This window comes from Pseudomonas sp. RSB 5.4 (assembly GCF_037126175.1).
GTDB classification, from domain to species: domain Bacteria; phylum Pseudomonadota; class Gammaproteobacteria; order Pseudomonadales; family Pseudomonadaceae; genus Aquipseudomonas; species Aquipseudomonas fluorescens_H.
Map to the genome: position 1 here is coordinate 2,771,877 of NZ_CP146986.1, position 16,343 is coordinate 2,788,219.

Genomic DNA, 16,343 nt, shown 5'->3' on the forward strand with positions numbered 1-16,343 from the left:
AGCAGTGACATCACCCACGAGCCAGAACCTTACGCAGCGCTTCGAGGAAGCGGCTGTTTTCCGCTGGCAGACCGATGGTCACCCGCAGGTGGTTCGGCATGCCGTAGTTGGCCACCGGACGCACGATCACGCCTTCACGCAGCAGGCCCTGGAAAATCGGCGCTGCCACCTGACCGAGGTCGACGCAAATAAAGTTGCCTTTGGACTCGATCCAGCTCAGACCCAACTCACGGAAACCATCCTGCAGTTGCTGCATGCCGGATTCGTTGAGCTGACGGCTTTGCGCCAGATACTCCTCGTCCTTCAACGCCGCACAGGCCGCGGCCAGGGCCAGGCTGTTGACGTTGAACGGCTGGCGCACGCGGTTCAGCACGTCCGCCACCACCGCAGTGGACAGGCCATAACCTACGCGCAGCGCCGCCAGACCGTAGGCCTTGGAGAACGTGCGCGATACCAGCAGATTCGGGTACGCCGCGAGGAAGTCCAGACCGTCTGGCAGATCGCTGCCTTCGGCGTATTCGATGTACGCCTCGTCCAGCACCACCAGCACGTGCTCCGGCACGTCCTGCAGGAACTCGTCCAGCGCTTCGGCGCCGAACCAGGTGCCGGTCGGGTTGTTCGGGTTGGCGATGAACACCACGCGGGTATTGGCATCGATGGCCGCAAGCATCGCCGGCAGATCATGCCCCCATTCTTTGGCCGGAACCACTTTGGCCTCGGCGCCGACGGCCTGGGTCGCAATCGGGTAAACGGCGAACGCGTGCTCACTGAACACGGCGTTGAGGCCCGGCGCCAGATAGGCACGCGCCACCAGCTCCAGAATGTCGTTGGAACCGTTACCCAGGGTGACCTGGTTCAGCTCGACGCGGCACTGCTCGGCCAGCAGCGATTTCAGCGCAAAGCCGTTGCCGTCCGGATAACGCGTCAGCTCGGCCAGCTCTTCGCGAATCGCTGCCAGCGCTTTCGGACTGGCGCCCAACGGGTTTTCATTGCTCGCCAGTTTGACGATTTTCGCCGGATCCAGATCCAGCTCGCGCGCCAGTTCGTCCACAGGCTTGCCCGGAACGTACGGCGAAAGTTGTTGCACGCCCGGCTGTGCCAGAGCGAGGAAGTTGCCACTCATTTGCTACCGCCCTTAGAGAACTGCTTTCGGGTAGGAACCCAGCACTTTGAGTGCTACTGCTTCCTGACTGATCTTTTCCAGCACGCCCTTGATCAACGGATCACGGTGGTGGCCGACGAAGTCGATGAAGAACACGTAAGTCCATTTGCCGCTGCGCGACGGACGGGTTTCGATCCGGGTCAGGTCGATCCCGTTGTCATGGAACGGCACCAGCAGCTCATGCAGCGCACCGGGCTTGTTGCTCATCGAAACGATGATCGAGGTCTTGTCGTCGCCGGTCGGCGGCACTTCCTGGTTACCGATCATCAGGAAGCGCGTCGAGTTGTCCGGACGGTCTTCGATCTTCTCGGCCAGACGGGTCAGGCCATACAGGCCTGCCGCCATGTCGCCGGCAATCGCCGCCGAGTTCCACTCACCCTTGACCCGCTTGGCCGCTTCGGCGTTGCTCGATACTGCCACGCGCTCGACATTCGGGTAATGCGCGTCCAGCCACTTGCGACACTGGGCCAGCGATTGCGCATGGGAGTAGATGCGACTGATGCTGTCAGTCTTGGTGTTTTCACCGACCAGCAAATGATGGTGAATGCGCAGCTCGACTTCGCCGCAGATCACCATGTCGTGTTCAAGGAAGCTGTCGAGGGTGTGGTTGACCGCGCCTTCGGTGGAGTTTTCCACCGGCACCACGCCAAAGTTCACCGCCCCCGCCGCCACTTCACGGAACACTTCGTCGATCGCCGCCATCGGCTTGCTGATCACCGCGTGACCGAAGTGCTTCATGGCCGCCGCTTGGGTAAAGGTGCCTTCAGGGCCGAGGTAAGCCACTTTCAGCGGCTGCTCGAGCGCCAGGCACGAAGACATGATTTCGCGGAACAACCGCGCCATCTCTTCGTTACCCAGCGGCCCCTGATTGCGCTCCATCACGCGCTTGAGCACCTGAGCTTCACGCTCGGGACGATAGAACACCGGCACTTCGCCTTCGGCCAGCGAGGCCATCTTTACTCGCGCGACTTCCTGGGCGCAGCGGGCACGCTCGCTGATCAGCTCGAGGACCTTGCTGTCCAGAGCATCGATGCGAACGCGCAGTGCCTTGAGTTCTTGCTCGGACATCAGCCGTGTTCCTTCTCGAATTCAGCCATGTACGCCACCAGCGCATTGACGGCGGTGATGTCGACGGCGTTGTAGATGGAGGCGCGCATACCGCCCACGGAGCGGTGGCCCTTGAGGTTGAGCAAGCCACGCGCGTCGGCACCGGCGAGGAACGGCTTGTCCAGACGATCGTCAGCCAGACGGAACGGCACGTTCATCCACGAGCGATCCGACTTGTTGATCGGGTTGCTGTAGAGACCGCTGGCGTCGATGAAGTCGTACAGCGTGCGCTGCTTGACGTCATTGAGCTTGGCAATCGCTTCGACGCCGCCCTGCTCCTTCAGCCACTGGAACACCAGGCCGGAGAGGTACCAGGCCAGGGTCGGCGGCGTGTTGTACATCGAGCCGTTATCGGCCGCGACCTTGTAGTTGAGCATGGTCGGGCACAGCGAACGCGCCTTGCCCAGCAGGTCTTCGCGGATGATATTGACGACGATGCCGCTCGGGCCGATGTTCTTCTGCGCGCCGGCGTAGATCATGCCGAATCGCGAGATATCGACCGGACGCGAGAGAATGTCCGACGACATGTCGGCCACCAGCGGTACGTCGCCGGTTTCCGGGATCCACTGGAATTCCAGACCGCCGATGGTTTCGTTCGGCGCGTAGTGAACGTAAGCGGCGTCTTTCGACAGGCTCCACTCGTTCTGGCCCGGAATGGCGAAATAATCATAAGGCTTGGCGGTGGCGGCAACGTTGACGTGGCCGTAGCGCGAGGCTTCTTCGATGGCTTTCTGCGACCAGATACCGGTGTCGATATAGTCGGCGCTGCCGTTTTCCGGCAACAGATTCAGCGGGATCTGCGCAAACTGCTGGCTGGCGCCACCTTGCAGAAACAGCACTTTATAGTTCGACGGGATATTCAGCAGGTCACGCAGGTCCTGCTCGGCCTGGGTGGCAATGGACACGAACTCATCACTGCGATGGCTCATTTCCATGACCGACAGCCCCTTGCCGTGCCAATCAAGGAGTTCACCCTGGGCACGTTGCAGTACAGCTTCAGGAAGCGCCGCAGGACCGGCACAGAAGTTATAGGCTCGCTTGCTCACATCCAATCTCGCTCTGATTTGATATCACGCATTAAATCGCATTAATCGTCGACACCGGAACGGCCCGGAAGCGCATCACCCTGTAGGAGTGAGCCTGCTCGCGATTACATCACTGCGGTAGTTCAGATGCACCGCGGCGCCTGCATCGCGAGCAGGCTCACTCCTACAAGAGATCTCCGATGTTTCATACCGGACAAATAACAAGGGGGCGAATTTTCATCCGCCCCCTCGCTTGTCCGCTTATTCCTGCGGCTCTTCGTCAGCTGCGGCGTCGAGTTGCTGGTCCTCGGCAACGTCGTCGATCACGACATCCCCCTCGAACACGGCACCCTCTTCACCTTCCAGCTCTTCGCCTTCGACTTCCGATGGCTCCTGAACCCGCTCCAGACCGACCAGGGTTTCATCCTTGGCCAGTTTGATCAGGGTCACGCCCTGGGTGTTACGACCCAGGCTCGACACTTCGTCGACACGGGTACGCACCAGAGTGCCCTGATCGGAGATCAGCATGATTTCTTCGCCGTCGAGCACCTGCACCGCACCGACCAGACGGCCGTTACGCTCGTTGCTGACCATGGCGATCACGCCCTGGCCGCCACGCTTGTACTCAGGGAACTCGGTGATCGCGGTGCGCTTGCCATAACCACGCTCGGAAGCGGTGAGGATCTGGCTGCCTTCTTCCGGGATCAGCATCGAAATCAGCTTCTGCCCTTCCGGCAGACGCATGCCGCGCACACCGCGGGCGGTACGGCCCATGGCACGTACATCGGACTCTTTGAAGCGCGTCACCTTGCCGCCGTCGGAGAACAGCATCACTTCGCGCTCGCCATCGGTGATAGCCGCGGAGATCAGCACGTCGCCTTCGTCCAGCTCCAGCGCGATCAGACCGACGCTGCGCTGACGACTGAAGGATTCCAGCGGGGTCTTCTTGACGGTGCCGTTGGCGGTCGCCATGAAGATGAAGTGACCTTCGGTGTATTCCTCGACCGGCAGCATGGTGGTGATGTATTCACCGTCATCCAGCGGCAGCAGGTTGACCAGCGGACGACCACGAGCGGCGCGGGACGCTTCCGGAATTTCGTAAGTCTTCAGCCAGTACACCTTGCCCTTGCTGGAGAACAGCAGCAGCGTGGTGTGGCTGTTGGCGACCAGCAGGTGAGCGATGTAGTCCTCATCCTTGACGCCGGTCGCCGACTTGCCTTTACCGCCACGACGCTGAGCCTGGTACGCAGCCAGCGGCTGGGTCTTGGCGTAGCCACCGTGGGAGATGGTCACGACGCGCTCTTCTTCCGGGATCATGTCACCCAGGGTCAGATCGAGGCGCGCATCGAGAATCTCGGTGCGGCGCACGTCGCCGTATTCGGCGCGGATCACTTCCAGCTCTTCGCGGATCACTTCCATCAGGCGCACGGCGCTGTTGAGGATGCGGATCAGCTCGCCGATCTGGTTGAGGATCTCTTGATACTCGGCCAGCAGCTTCTCGTGTTCCAGACCGGTCAGACGGTGCAGACGCAGTTCCAGAATGGCTTGCGCCTGCTCTGGCGACAGGAAGTACTTGCCTTCGCGCAGACCGTATTGCGGGTCGAGGTTTTCCGGACGGCACGAATCGGCACCGGCACGCTCCACCATCGCTACCACCGCCGAGGACTCCCACGGCGTGCTGACCAGCGCTTCCTTGGCTTCCGACGGGGTCGGCGACGCCTTGATCAGGGCGATCACCGGGTCGATGTTCGACAGGGCAACGGCCTGGCCTTCGAGGATGTGACCACGCTCGCGGGCCTTGCGCAGCTCGAACACGGTACGACGGGTGACGACTTCGCGACGGTGACGGACGAAGGCTTCCAGCAGATCCTTGAGGTTCAGGATGCGTGGACGACCGTCGATCAGCGCGACGATGTTGATACCGAATACCGATTGCAGCTGGGTCTGGGCGTAGAGGTTGTTGAGGATCACCTCAGGCACTTCGCCGCGACGCAGTTCGATCACGACGCGCATACCGTCCTTGTCGGACTCGTCGCGCAGCTCGGTGATGCCTTCGAGTTTCTTCTCTTTTACCAGCTCGGCGATCTTCTCGATCAGACGCGCCTTGTTCAGCTGGTAAGGGAGTTCGGTAATGACGATCTGCTGACGGCCACCGACCTTGTCGATGTCTTCGATGATCGAGCGGGCACGCATGTAAATGCGGCCGCGGCCAGTGCGATAGGCTTCGATGATGCCGGCGCGACCGTTGATGATCGCGGCAGTCGGGAAGTCCGGACCGGGGATGTACTGCATCAGCTCATCGACGGTCAGCTCAGGGTTGTCGATGAGGGCCAGGCAACCGTCGATGACTTCACCGAGGTTGTGCGGCGGAATGTTGGTCGCCATGCCCACGGCGATACCGCTGGAGCCGTTGACCAGCAGGTTGGGGATGCGCGTCGGCATCACCGCCGGGATCATTTCGGTGCCGTCGTAGTTCGGCACCCAGTCCACGGTTTCCTTGTGCAGGTCGGCCAGCAGCTCGTGCGCCAGCTTGGTCATGCGCACTTCGGTGTATCGCATGGCGGCAGCGTTGTCGCCGTCGACCGAACCGAAGTTGCCCTGACCGTCAACCAGCAGGTAGCGCAGGGAGAAAGGCTGAGCCATGCGGACGATGGTGTCGTACACCGCGGTATCACCGTGCGGGTGATACTTACCGATTACGTCACCGACAACACGGGCAGATTTCTTGTACGGCTTGTTGAAGTCGTTGCCCAGCTCGCTCATCGCGAACAGTACGCGACGGTGCACGGGCTTGAGGCCATCGCGCGCATCCGGCAGTGCACGGCCGACGATTACGCTCATCGCGTAGTCGAGATAGGACTGTTTCAGCTCGTCTTCGATATTGACCGGGAGGATTTCTTTGGCCAGTTCGCCCATGAGAAGCCTGATTCCTTTTTCTGGTGAAACTTCGTCATATCCATATGGGATGTACGAAGCTCGTCGGGGCAGGCTGAGTGCCATGCGCCGACTTACGACAAATCAACAATTCGGACCGTGGATTTGCGCAGTAAAGACAGCTCCGTGAAGCTGCCTCGGAAAACGCCGGATGTTATCACAAGAGCCGCCACGCACCTATCCCCCAGATGCGCATGGAGCATAGTTAGTTGACCGATGACAGGCGTAAAGGGGACGAGAGAGGCTCAGAGCTTCTTTGAATGCAGATTTGGGGCTTGATTTGGAGATGTTTATTGACTTTGATGGCCCCATCGCGAGCAGGCTCACTCCTACAGGGTTTGCGTTCGACACCAATCAATGTAGGAGCCAGCCTGCTGGCGATGGCGTCCTTGCAGACGCCACAGCCCATCAATGCAGGCGCTTGCGGCACATCAGCTGAGCCATCTTCGCCGTATCCGGTCGCTCGACGATGCCCTTCTCGGTAACGATCGCATCGATCAGATCCGCCGGCGTCACGTCGAACACCGGGTTGAACGCCTCGACGTCCGCCCCCACGCGCTTGCCACCGACTTCCAGCAGCTCGGCGCCGTCACGCTCCTCGATCGGGATGTCGTCGCCACTGGCCAGATGCATGTCGATGGTCGAACTCGGCGCCACCACCATGAAACGCACGCCGTGGTGCATGGCGTTGACCGCCAGTTGATAGGTGCCGATCTTGTTCGCCACATCGCCATTGGCGGTGATGCGATCAGCGCCGACGATCACCCAGGTCACGCCTTTGGTTTTCATGATGTGCGCGGCGGCCGAGTCGGCATTGAGCGTTACCGGGATGCCTTCGTTCGCCAACTCCCACGCGGTCAGGCGCGAGCCCTGCAGCCATGGCCGGGTTTCATCGGCATAAACCCGCTCGACCATGCCTTCCAGGTACGCCGCACGAATCACTCCCAGCGCGGTACCGAAACCGCCAGTGGCCAGGGCGCCGGTATTGCAGTGGGTGAGAATCGCCTGGGCATTGCCCTGGTGTTTGCGGATCAGGTCGACGCCGAGCTGAGCCATGGTCAGGTTGGCTTCGCGATCACTTTCATGAATGGCGATGGCCTCGGCTTCCAGCGCCGCCAGCGGATCGGCATTGTCCTTCAGGCGATCCAGTCGATCGTGCATGCGATTGAGCGCCCAGAACAGATTGACCGCCGTCGGGCGGGAATCGGCCAGCAGCGCGAAATCCTCCTCCAGCGCCGCGTACCAGTCACCGCCCTCGGCCACCCGCGCACGGGCCGCCAGCACAATGCCATAAGCCGCACTGATGCCGATGGCCGGCGCGCCACGCACCACCATCGAGCGAATGGCCTCAGCTACGCCGGCGGCGCTGGTGTAGGCAATCCAGGTTTCCTCGAACGGCAAAATACGCTGATCCAGCAGGTAAAGCGCGCCGTCACGCCAATCGATGGCCTTTACTTTCTCCGCAGCCAACAGTCGATCGCGCATCCCTCACCCCGCACTCATGAACAAAAGCCGCCGATTATAGCGATCCCCCCGCGAAGACGCTCGGGTATACTTCGCCATCCTTTACAAAAGCACTGGAACCGACCCTCGATGCCGAAACCTGCCATTGCGCTCGACTTATTATTGCTGCCGACCTGGCTGGTACCCGTCGAACCCGCAGGCGTTGTGCTCAAGGAGCATGGCCTGGGCATCCGCGACGGTCGCATCGTGTTTATCGGCCCGCGCGCCGAAGCATTGAAGTGTAACGCCACGGAAATCCGCGAGTTGCCGGACGTGCTGCTCAGCCCGGGCCTGATCAACGCCCACGGCCACGCGGCGATGACATTGTTCCGTGGCCTGGCCGACGATCTGCCGCTGATGACCTGGCTGGAAAATCACATCTGGCCGGCCGAAGCCAAATGGGTCGATGAAGATTTCGTCCGTGATGGCACCGATCTGGCGATTGCCGAGCAGATCAAGGGTGGCATCACCTGCTTTTCCGACATGTATTTCTTCCCGAAAGTCGCCAGCGAGCGCGTGCACAACAGCGGCATTCGCGCGCAGATCGCGATTCCGATCCTCGATTTCCCGATCCCCGGCGCCGCCAGTGCCGATGAAGCAATTCGTCAGGGCGTCGAGCTGTTCGGCGACCTGAAGCATCACGAACGGATCAAGATCACCTTCGGCCCACATGCACCCTACACCGTGGGCGACGAGAACCTGGAAAAAATCCGTGTGATCGCCGAAGAGCTGGACGCGTCGATCCACATGCACGTCCACGAAACCGCCTTCGAAGTCCAGCAATCGCTGGAACATCGCGGCGAGCGACCACTGGCCCGTCTCGGTCGTCTCGGCCTGCTCGGCCCGCGCTTCCAGGCCGTACACATAACTCAGATCAGCGATGACGATCTGGCATTGCTGGTAGAAAGCAACACCAGCGTGATCCACTGCCCGGAATCGAACCTGAAGCTGGCCAGCGGTTTCTGCCCGGTCGAGCGTCTGTGGCAGGCTGGCGTGAACGTCGCCGTCGGCACCGATGGCGCCGCCAGCAACAACGACCTCGACCTGCTCGGCGAAACCCGCACCGCCGCGCTGCTGGCCAAAGCCGTTGCTGGCTCGGCCACCGCGCTGGACGCCCATCGCGCGCTGCGCATGGCCACGCTCAACGGCGCCCGTGCCCTGGGCATCGAGGCGCAGGTCGGCTCGCTGGAGATCGGCAAGGCTGCGGACATCGTCGCGTTCGACCTGTCCGGCCTGGCCCAGCAACCGGTCTACGACCCGGTGTCGCAGCTTATCTATGCCACCGGCCGCGACTGCGTGAAACACCTGTGGGTCGCCGGCAAACAGTTACTCGACGACCGGCGCCTGACCCGCCTGGACGAACAACAGCTGGGCGTCACTGCCCGGGCCTGGGGCCAGCGCATCAGCGGCCACACCGAATCGTAAACACCGCGGAGCGGATTCCGCGGCTACAGCCTTTTTCAAGTTTTTCGAGGAATAGATCATGAGCAACGTCGACCACGCCGAAATCGCCAAATTCGAAGCCCTGGCCCATCGCTGGTGGGACCGTGAAAGCGAATTCAAACCGCTGCACGACATCAACCCGTTGCGGGTCAACTGGATTGACGAGCGGGTCAACCTGGCCGGCAAGAAAGTCCTCGACGTCGGTTGCGGCGGCGGCATTCTCAGCGAAGCCATGGCCCAGCGCGGCGCCACGGTCATGGGTATCGACATGGGCGAAGCGCCACTGGCGGTCGCGCAACTGCATCAGCTGGAATCCGGCGTCAGCGTCGAATACCGGCAGATCACCGCCGAAGCCCTGGCCGAGGAAATGCCTGAGCAGTTCGACGTGGTCACTTGCCTGGAAATGCTCGAGCACGTACCGGATCCGTCGTCGGTGATCCGTGCCTGCTACCGCATGGTCAAGCCCGGCGGCCAAGTGTTCTTCTCGACCATCAACCGCAACCCGAAGGCGTACCTGTTCGCCATCATCGGCGCCGAATACATCATGAAGCTGCTGCCGCGCGGCACCCACGACTTCAAGAAATTCATTCGTCCGTCCGAGCTGGGCGCCTGGAGCCGCGTTGCCGGCCTGACCGTCAAAGACATCATCGGCCTGACCTACAACCCGCTGACCAAACACTACAAGCTGGCCAGCGACGTTGACGTCAACTACATGATCCAGACCCTGCGCGAGGAGTAAGCCGATGGCCATCAGAGCAGTCCTTTTCGACATGGACGGCACCCTGCTCGACACCGCGCCGGACTTCATCGCCATCTGTCAGGCGATGCGCGCGGATCGCGGCTTGCCGCCGATGAACGACAAGCACATCCGCGACGAGATATCCGGCGGCGCCAAAGCCATGGTCGCGGTGACGTTCTCGATGGACCCGGAATCGCCGGGCTTCGAAGAACTGCGCCAGGAATTCCTCGAACGCTACCTGGCCGGTTGCGCCGTACACAGCAAGCTGTTCGACGGCATGGGCGAGCTGCTGGCCGACATCGAGCGGGCCAACCTGATCTGGGGCGTGGTCACCAACAAACCGGTACGGTTTGCCGAGCCGATCATGCAGCAACTGGGGCTGGCCGAGCGCTCGGCGCTGCTGATCTGCCCGGATCACGTGAAGAACAGCAAGCCGGACCCGGAGCCGCTGATCCTCGCGTGCAAGATGCTTGATCTGGATCCATCGACGGTTTTGTTTGTGGGCGATGATCTGCGCGATATCGAATCGGGCCGCGATGCCGGCACCAAGACCTGCGCCGTGACCTACGGCTATATCCACCCGGACGATAATCCGCGGCATTGGGGCGCGGACGTGGTGGTGGATCATCCGCTGGAATTGCGCAAGGTGCTCGACAGCGCGCTCTGCAGCTGCTGAAAACGGCCCCTGTGGCGAGGGGATTCATCCCCGATGAATTGCGAAGCAGCCCCCGCATTCTTTCAGGTCGATTCGCCATGCAGGTTTACGACTGCTTCGCAGCCGGTCGGGGATAAATCCCCTCACCACAGGGAAGCAGGTCTTCATGAATGGATTGTGAGGTTTTTATGTTTGATTACACCGCCCGTCCCGAATTGCTCAAGGATCGGGTCATTCTGGTCACCGGTGCCGGCCGTGGCATCGGCGCGGCTGCCGCGAAAACCTATGCCGCCCATGGCGCCACCGTGCTGCTGCTGGGCAAGACCGAGGCCAATCTGACTCAGGTCTACGACGAGATCGAAGCAGCGGGTCATCCGCAACCGGCAGTGATCCCGTTCAACCTCGAGACGGCCCTGCCCCATCAATACGATGAGCTGGCGGCGATGATCGAAACCGAGTTCGGCCACCTCGACGGCCTGCTGCACAATGCCTCGATCATCGGCCCGCGTACGCCGATCGAACAGCTGTCGGGCGAAAACTTCATGCGTGTCATGCAAGTCAACGTCAACGCCATGTTCATGCTCACCAGCACCCTGCTGCCGCTGCTCAAGCTGTCGCAGGATGCCTCGGTGGTGTTCACTTCCAGCAGCGTCGGGCGCAAGGGGCGCGCTTACTGGGGCGCCTACGGTGTGTCGAAGTTCGCCACCGAAGGCCTGATGCAAACCCTGGCCGACGAGGTCGACGGCGTGGCACCGGTACGCTCCAACAGCATCAACCCGGGCGGCACCCGTACGAGCATGCGTGCTCAAGCCTACCCAGGGGAAAACCCGCTGAACAATCCGACCCCGGAGGAGATCATGCCGGTGTATCTGTACCTGATGGGCCCGGACAGCACGGGCATCAACGGCCAGGCGTTCAACGCGCAATAACTGCCATACGTCGCTTTTGTTGCCGTGGCGGATTCCCGTCGCGGCATACATTTGCCGCCTGCCAGCGTCACATCCCAGTCAAATATCCGCCACCCAACCCCAAAGAATAACGCCATCCTTTTGATTCATAACGGTTTTAATTTAGATGAACCGAATGGCACGACTTTCGCTCTAATTTTCCTCAAAGCATGCCGTGTGAAGGCACTGGGGCAAGGCCGATTTCGATAGCTGACTAATCGTCATCAGGCAGACTAAACTTACGCCAAATGTCCTACGGGACTGATGGATCAGTATGACGCGCAGCCCATAGCCGCTCTCACCCAGCCTGTAAGACAGACTTACTGCTTAGGGGCTCACGCCATATGAAATCACCTTCCCAGACCAATGCAATTGACTTTGACAGTGCCAAATTGCAACGCCTGGGCTTTGGTCAGCTGCCTCCGCTTCTGGATCGCCCGGCCAGTCTGGCGCAACTGCGTCAGCAAATGAGCCTGCAACTGCAAACCAGTCTTGAGCCGCAACGAATACTCGGTCTGTTTTTTCGCGAAGTTCAGCGCCTGGTGCCGCTGGACGCCTTGATGTATGTGCATTCGGCCAGCGATCTGCGCCTGGAATTCGGCGCGCGCGGTCACCATTCGGTCAGCTACAGCCTCAGCCACGAAGGCGAGCACTTGGGCGAACTGGTGTTCCGCCGCAACCAGCGTTTCAGCGAGCAGGACCAGGGCAACCTCGAGTCCCTGCTGTCGTCGCTGTTGTTCCCGATGCGCAACGCCCTGCTCTATCGCGCCGCGACGCAAAGTGCGCTGCGCGATCCGTTGACCGGAACCGGCAACCGCATCGCCATGGAGCAGACCCTGCAACGCGAGATCGACATGTCACGTCGACACCTGCAACCGTTGTCGGTGCTGATGCTCGACATCGACCACTTCAAACGGGTCAACGACAGCCACGGGCACAGCGCCGGGGATGACGTGCTCAAAGCGGTGGCGGCGTCGATCAAGGGTCAGTTACGTAACGTCGACATGGTGTTTCGCTATGGCGGGGAAGAGTTTGTGATCCTGCTGTCCAACACCGGCCGGGACGCGGCGGCCATGGTGGGCGAACGTCTTCGCCATGCCGCACAGACTGCGGAATATTTCGCGGACAGCCAGTTGATCGACCTGACCGTGAGCCTTGGCTGCTCGACGCTGCTGCCCGGGGAATCAGCCGACAGCCTGCTGCGCCGGGCCGACAGTGCGCTGTATGTGGCCAAGCGCGAGGGGCGTAACCGCCTGGCGATGGCTGGCTGAGCACTTTCGGACACCACAAAACAACTGTGGGAGCGGGCTTGCTCGCGAAAGCGGTGTGTCAGTTAGCAATTGTTTGACTGATACACCGCTTTCGCGAGCAAGCCCGCTCCCACATTTGGTTTGGCGTTTTGCCGAGAATCAGCTCTCTACAAGTGCCCGGCGTTCACGCCCGTGCAACGCCCGCTCGGCAGTTTCCAGTTGCATGCAGCGCTCAAGGAACAGGTACATGTAGTCGTAACTCTTGCACACCGCCTGACGCAGTTCGGCCTGCAGCGCCTTGCTCGGGTTCATGCCTGCCAGCGTGCAGATGATTTCCAGCGCTTCCCATGGGTGGGCGTCGTCGTACTGGGCATGCATCTTCAGCCACTTCATCGCACGCTTGCGGTCTTCTTCCGGGAACGCCGCGGCGTACACCCCGGTAGAGCAGACCAGCGCCGACCACTCCCCGGTCGCACCCTCGATGGCGTAGTTGGTGGCGGCGATGGCGACGATCAGCGAATCGGCCGAGCTCGTATGCCAGCACCAGTGACTCAGGGCGTGCAGTTCCGGCGGGACTTGCTGGGCCTGCAGATCCTCCAGGCTGACGCCATGCGCGCGACTCCAGTTCAGCCAGTAGTCGGCATGATTGAGTTCGACGCGGATGTTGCGCATCAGCCAGCGGCGCGCCATATCCTCCCCAGGATGACGGGCAAACCTGGTCTTGGTCAGGTTCTGTGCCATATACAACGCAAACTGTTCGACGACTGGCCAGCCCCCGATCAGGTACTGGCGCATGGTTTTCGCACTGAGCTTGTTATCGCGCATGCGCATGTACAGTTCATGTTCGACAACCCGGCGCTTGCTCTCGCTGCAATCCGTTATGAGCTGTTGAGCCCAGGCGGGATAACTTGCAGCTTCCATGAGTGGTCCGGTTCGGTTGAATGTGTCGATCACTGTTCGGCTCCTTTTGATTTGTGATTGTAAGGATCGGCAAGAGCTTTCAACGGAACGTGCCAGGCGCCTTGAACAACAACGGCTGCGGTCTGGCGGGCCGACTTTGCAAACTGTCGCAGGTAAACAACTGCGGGCGTTCGATGACATAACCCTGAGCGTAATCCACCCCGATTTCAAGCAATGCCTGCTCGATCTGGGTTGTCTCGACAAACTCGGCAATTGTCTGCTTACCCATGACATGCCCGATGTGATTGATCACTTCGACCATAGCGCGGTTAATCGGGTCGTCCAGCATATCCTTTACGAAACTCCCGTCGATCTTCAGGAAGTCTACAGGCAAATGTTTCAAATAAGCGAATGAAGACATTCCGGCACAAAAGTCATCAAGGGAGAAGTAACAACCTAAGCCTTTGAGTTCATTAATAAATCGAATTGCACTCCCGAGATTTGCAATTGCACTGGTTTCAGTAATTTCAAAACAAATCATTTCAGGTGGTATGGCGTAAACAACAAACTGTTCACGCAGGAAGTGCAAGAACGCGTCATCTCCGATAGTAATGCCTGAAAGATTAATCGCACACATTGCCAACGGACCTTCATGTTGTTCGGCAATACATTGGGCAATGACTTTAAAAACATTCTCGACGACCCAACGGTCCAGTTGACTCATCAGGCCATATCGTTCGGCCGCCGGGATGAAACTGTCCGGCAGGATCATCCGCCCGGCCTCGTCATGCAGACGCAAGAGTATTTCGATGTGCCCGCCGCCCTCCGCCGTGGAACCCAGCGGAGCGATTTCCTGGGCATAAAGGCAGAAGCGGTTTTCTTCCAGTGCCATGTGCAGGCGCTGCACCCAGGCCATTTCGCCGAAGCGCAGCGACAGTTCGGAATCATCGGCGTGATAGACCTGCACCCGGTTGCGGCCCTTTTCCTTGGCCATGTAGCAAGCCATGTCGGCCGCGCGCAATGACGCTTCGAGGGTGGTCGGGGTCTGGGCGATGTGCACCAGGCCGATGCTCACAGTGGTCAAAAACGGCCGTCCCTTCCACACGAAGTGCAGGTTCTGAACGGTCTGGCGCAGGCTCTCGGCGATTTTCTCGGCGGCATCCGGGGCGCAGTTCTCCAGCAGAATGCCGAACTCGTCGCCACCCAGCCGCGCCAGGGTGTCGCTCTCGCGCAAGCCCGATTGCAACAGGGTGCAGATATGCCGCAGCAACTCATCGCCGGCGGCGTGACCACAGGTGTCGTTGACCAGTTTGAACTGGTCCAGATCAAGGAACATCAGCGCATGCCGACCGGGCTGGCGCGTCAGGTTGTGCAGGGCCTGCTCCAGGCGATACTCGAATTCGCGGCGGTTGGCCAGACCGGTCAGGGCATCGTGGGTCGCCTGCCACGACAAGTTGGCGATGTACTGCCGTTCCTGAGTCATGTCATGCAGCACCAGCACCGTACCGATAACCTTCTCGGCATTGCGGATCGGCGCGCCCACCAGCGTCACAGAAACCGTACTGCCGTCCAGGCGCTGGATCAGCTTGGAGTGCTCGCTGCCGCCGACCAGTTGGCCGCTGAGAATATGCTCGATCAGCGTCAGCCCTTCGGCCTGCGCGTTGTCGTCCAGGAGATTGAACAACGCGGCCAGAGGCAGCCCCGCTGCGTGCTCGGACTTCCAGTGCGTCATGGCTTCGGCCGCAGGGTTCATGTAATCGATCGCGCCGTTGACATCGGTGGTGATCACCCCGTCGCCAATCGATTGCAGAGTGATGTGCGCCCGATCCTTCTCCAGCTGCAGCGCCTGGGCAAAGGCATGGCGCTGCTTGAGCAGTTTGTGGGTGCGCAACAATGCCAGCACGATCAACCCCAGCGCTGTGGCCAGGTTGGTGAACAACAGCAGGCGCAGGATCATCCGCGAGCCTTCGCCCAAGGCATCGCTGAACGCCTTGGCCGCCGGCGTCACACCGTCGTTAATGGCAAAGATCTGCGCTTTCCAGTGCTGGATATCAGCCGGCGTCGCGATGTTTTCGCTGATGCCCTGATGCATCTCGCGCGCGACATTGTCCAGTTGCACCAGATAGGCGTCGCCGATGGTCCAGCGGTCGATCGCGGTTTCCAGATAACTGAAATGACGAAAATTGAGGTACAGCCAGATCAGGCTCGACACATCATCAGGATGGTTGCCGCCCTTGAGGATCCCCTCCCGTGCTGCCTGCAGATCCGGCGGCTGGCGATCCAGCGCCAGACGCAACTGGTGACCGCCCTGAGGCACGGCAATCGCTTCCTTGTATTTGAGGAAGATCGCCTCGTCGCGGCTGTCGGCATACAGGTTCAGGTAATAGATGGCGTCCTTCTGGCCCTTGGACCAGAGACTCTCGCCGGCGACATAGCCGCGAACGGCCGACAGGACGTACAGACTCACGCCCCCCAGTAAAGCCTGAAATAACACGACGGCAATAAATGGCCAGACGATGCCCAACAACCGTGGCGTTCCGAGAGTCCTTTTTTGCTTCATGAGGTCCTTTGCGCACGCACTGTCATCTTCAAGGGGAGACCGCCAGAGCCAGACCGGGGGGCGACCCCTTCCAGCAAGCCAGGACATTTTCAACCGGCGATACGTATGTACCGCACCC

At 60.6% G+C, this 16,343-nt stretch carries 12 protein-coding genes; 5 read left to right on the forward strand and 7 right to left on the reverse strand.

What is annotated here, in order from left to right; translation table 11 throughout:
- Positions 1-10: 10 nt before the first annotated feature.
- From hisC to mtnA, 5 genes are all read right to left on the reverse strand, one after another.
- Complete coding sequence (hisC, locus tag V9L13_RS12400; RefSeq protein ID WP_338802654.1) at positions 11-1,123, reverse strand: histidinol-phosphate transaminase; 1,113 nt, start codon at positions 1,121-1,123, stop codon at positions 11-13.
- A 12-nt stretch (positions 1,124-1,135) separates the two neighbouring features.
- The gene (pheA, locus tag V9L13_RS12405; protein WP_003226907.1) at positions 1,136-2,230 is read right to left on the reverse strand and encodes a prephenate dehydratase; all 1,095 of its coding nucleotides are present in this window, start codon (positions 2,228-2,230) and stop codon (positions 1,136-1,138) included.
- Complete coding sequence (gene serC, locus V9L13_RS12410) at positions 2,230-3,315, reverse strand: 3-phosphoserine/phosphohydroxythreonine transaminase (RefSeq protein WP_103484384.1); 1,086 nt, start codon at positions 3,313-3,315, stop codon at positions 2,230-2,232. The genes pheA and serC overlap by 1 nt, the downstream gene beginning before the upstream one ends.
- A gap of 240 nt (positions 3,316-3,555) precedes the next feature.
- Positions 3,556-6,210 carry a DNA gyrase subunit A gene (gene gyrA, locus V9L13_RS12415; RefSeq protein WP_103484385.1) on the reverse strand — a complete coding sequence of 885 codons (2,655 nt, stop codon included), beginning with the start codon at positions 6,208-6,210 and terminating at the stop codon, positions 3,556-3,558.
- A 426-nt stretch (positions 6,211-6,636) separates the two neighbouring features.
- Entirely contained in the window at positions 6,637-7,713 is a 1,077-nt protein-coding gene (mtnA, locus tag V9L13_RS12420; protein WP_003226912.1) for an S-methyl-5-thioribose-1-phosphate isomerase, read from the reverse strand.
- A 108-nt stretch (positions 7,714-7,821) separates the two neighbouring features.
- On the opposite strand from mtnA, the gene V9L13_RS12425 reads away from it, so the two are divergent.
- The 5 genes from V9L13_RS12425 to V9L13_RS12445 all read left to right on the forward strand — a co-directional run bounded on the left by V9L13_RS12425 (position 7,822) and on the right by V9L13_RS12445 (position 12,786).
- Complete coding sequence (locus V9L13_RS12425; RefSeq protein WP_338802655.1) at positions 7,822-9,156, forward strand: TRZ/ATZ family hydrolase; 1,335 nt, start codon at positions 7,822-7,824, stop codon at positions 9,154-9,156.
- A 58-nt stretch (positions 9,157-9,214) separates the two neighbouring features.
- A complete protein-coding gene (gene ubiG, locus V9L13_RS12430; protein ID WP_003226919.1) occupies positions 9,215-9,913 on the forward strand; it encodes a bifunctional 2-polyprenyl-6-hydroxyphenol methylase/3-demethylubiquinol 3-O-methyltransferase UbiG in 699 nt (232 codons plus the stop codon).
- A gap of 4 nt (positions 9,914-9,917) precedes the next feature.
- Positions 9,918-10,589, forward strand: coding sequence for an N-acetylmuramic acid 6-phosphate phosphatase MupP (mupP, locus tag V9L13_RS12435; protein ID WP_003226921.1), 672 nt, complete (start codon positions 9,918-9,920; stop codon positions 10,587-10,589).
- A 167-nt stretch (positions 10,590-10,756) separates the two neighbouring features.
- Positions 10,757-11,497, forward strand: coding sequence for a YciK family oxidoreductase (locus tag V9L13_RS12440; RefSeq protein WP_003226924.1), 741 nt, complete (start codon positions 10,757-10,759; stop codon positions 11,495-11,497).
- 362 nt (positions 11,498-11,859) lie between these two features.
- Positions 11,860-12,786 (forward strand): GGDEF domain-containing protein, encoded by a 927-nt coding sequence (locus V9L13_RS12445; RefSeq protein ID WP_338802656.1) that lies wholly within the window; start codon positions 11,860-11,862, stop codon positions 12,784-12,786.
- 138 nt (positions 12,787-12,924) lie between these two features.
- Here the strand turns inward: V9L13_RS12445 and V9L13_RS12450 are convergent, their stop codons facing one another.
- Together V9L13_RS12450 and V9L13_RS12455 are read right to left on the reverse strand one after the other, a co-directional pair.
- A complete protein-coding gene (locus V9L13_RS12450) occupies positions 12,925-13,719 on the reverse strand; it encodes an iron-containing redox enzyme family protein (protein WP_338802657.1) in 795 nt (264 codons plus the stop codon).
- 46 nt (positions 13,720-13,765) lie between these two features.
- The gene (locus tag V9L13_RS12455) at positions 13,766-16,225 is read right to left on the reverse strand and encodes an EAL domain-containing protein (RefSeq protein ID WP_338802658.1); all 2,460 of its coding nucleotides are present in this window, start codon (positions 16,223-16,225) and stop codon (positions 13,766-13,768) included.
- Positions 16,226-16,343 lie beyond the last annotated feature (118 nt).

What these genes read in the sequence shown, in the direction of transcription:
- hisC (WP_338802654.1), bottom strand. Translation starts at nt 1,123, where the DNA reads ATGAGTGGCAACTTCCTCGCTCTGGCACAGCCGGGCGTGCAACAACTT.
- pheA (WP_003226907.1), bottom strand. Translation starts at nt 2,230, where the DNA reads ATGTCCGAGCAAGAACTCAAGGCACTGCGCGTTCGCATCGATGCTCTG.
- gyrA (WP_103484385.1), bottom strand. Translation starts at nt 6,210, where the DNA reads ATGGGCGAACTGGCCAAAGAAATCCTCCCGGTCAATATCGAAGACGAG.
- mtnA (WP_003226912.1), bottom strand. Translation starts at nt 7,713, where the DNA reads ATGCGCGATCGACTGTTGGCTGCGGAGAAAGTAAAGGCCATCGATTGG.
- V9L13_RS12425 (WP_338802655.1), top strand. Translation starts at nt 7,822, where the DNA reads ATGCCGAAACCTGCCATTGCGCTCGACTTATTATTGCTGCCGACCTGG.
- ubiG (WP_003226919.1), top strand. Translation starts at nt 9,215, where the DNA reads ATGAGCAACGTCGACCACGCCGAAATCGCCAAATTCGAAGCCCTGGCC.
- mupP (WP_003226921.1), top strand. Translation starts at nt 9,918, where the DNA reads ATGGCCATCAGAGCAGTCCTTTTCGACATGGACGGCACCCTGCTCGAC.
- V9L13_RS12440 (WP_003226924.1), top strand. Translation starts at nt 10,757, where the DNA reads ATGTTTGATTACACCGCCCGTCCCGAATTGCTCAAGGATCGGGTCATT.
- V9L13_RS12445 (WP_338802656.1), top strand. Translation starts at nt 11,860, where the DNA reads ATGAAATCACCTTCCCAGACCAATGCAATTGACTTTGACAGTGCCAAA.
- V9L13_RS12455 (WP_338802658.1), bottom strand. Translation starts at nt 16,225, where the DNA reads ATGAAGCAAAAAAGGACTCTCGGAACGCCACGGTTGTTGGGCATCGTC.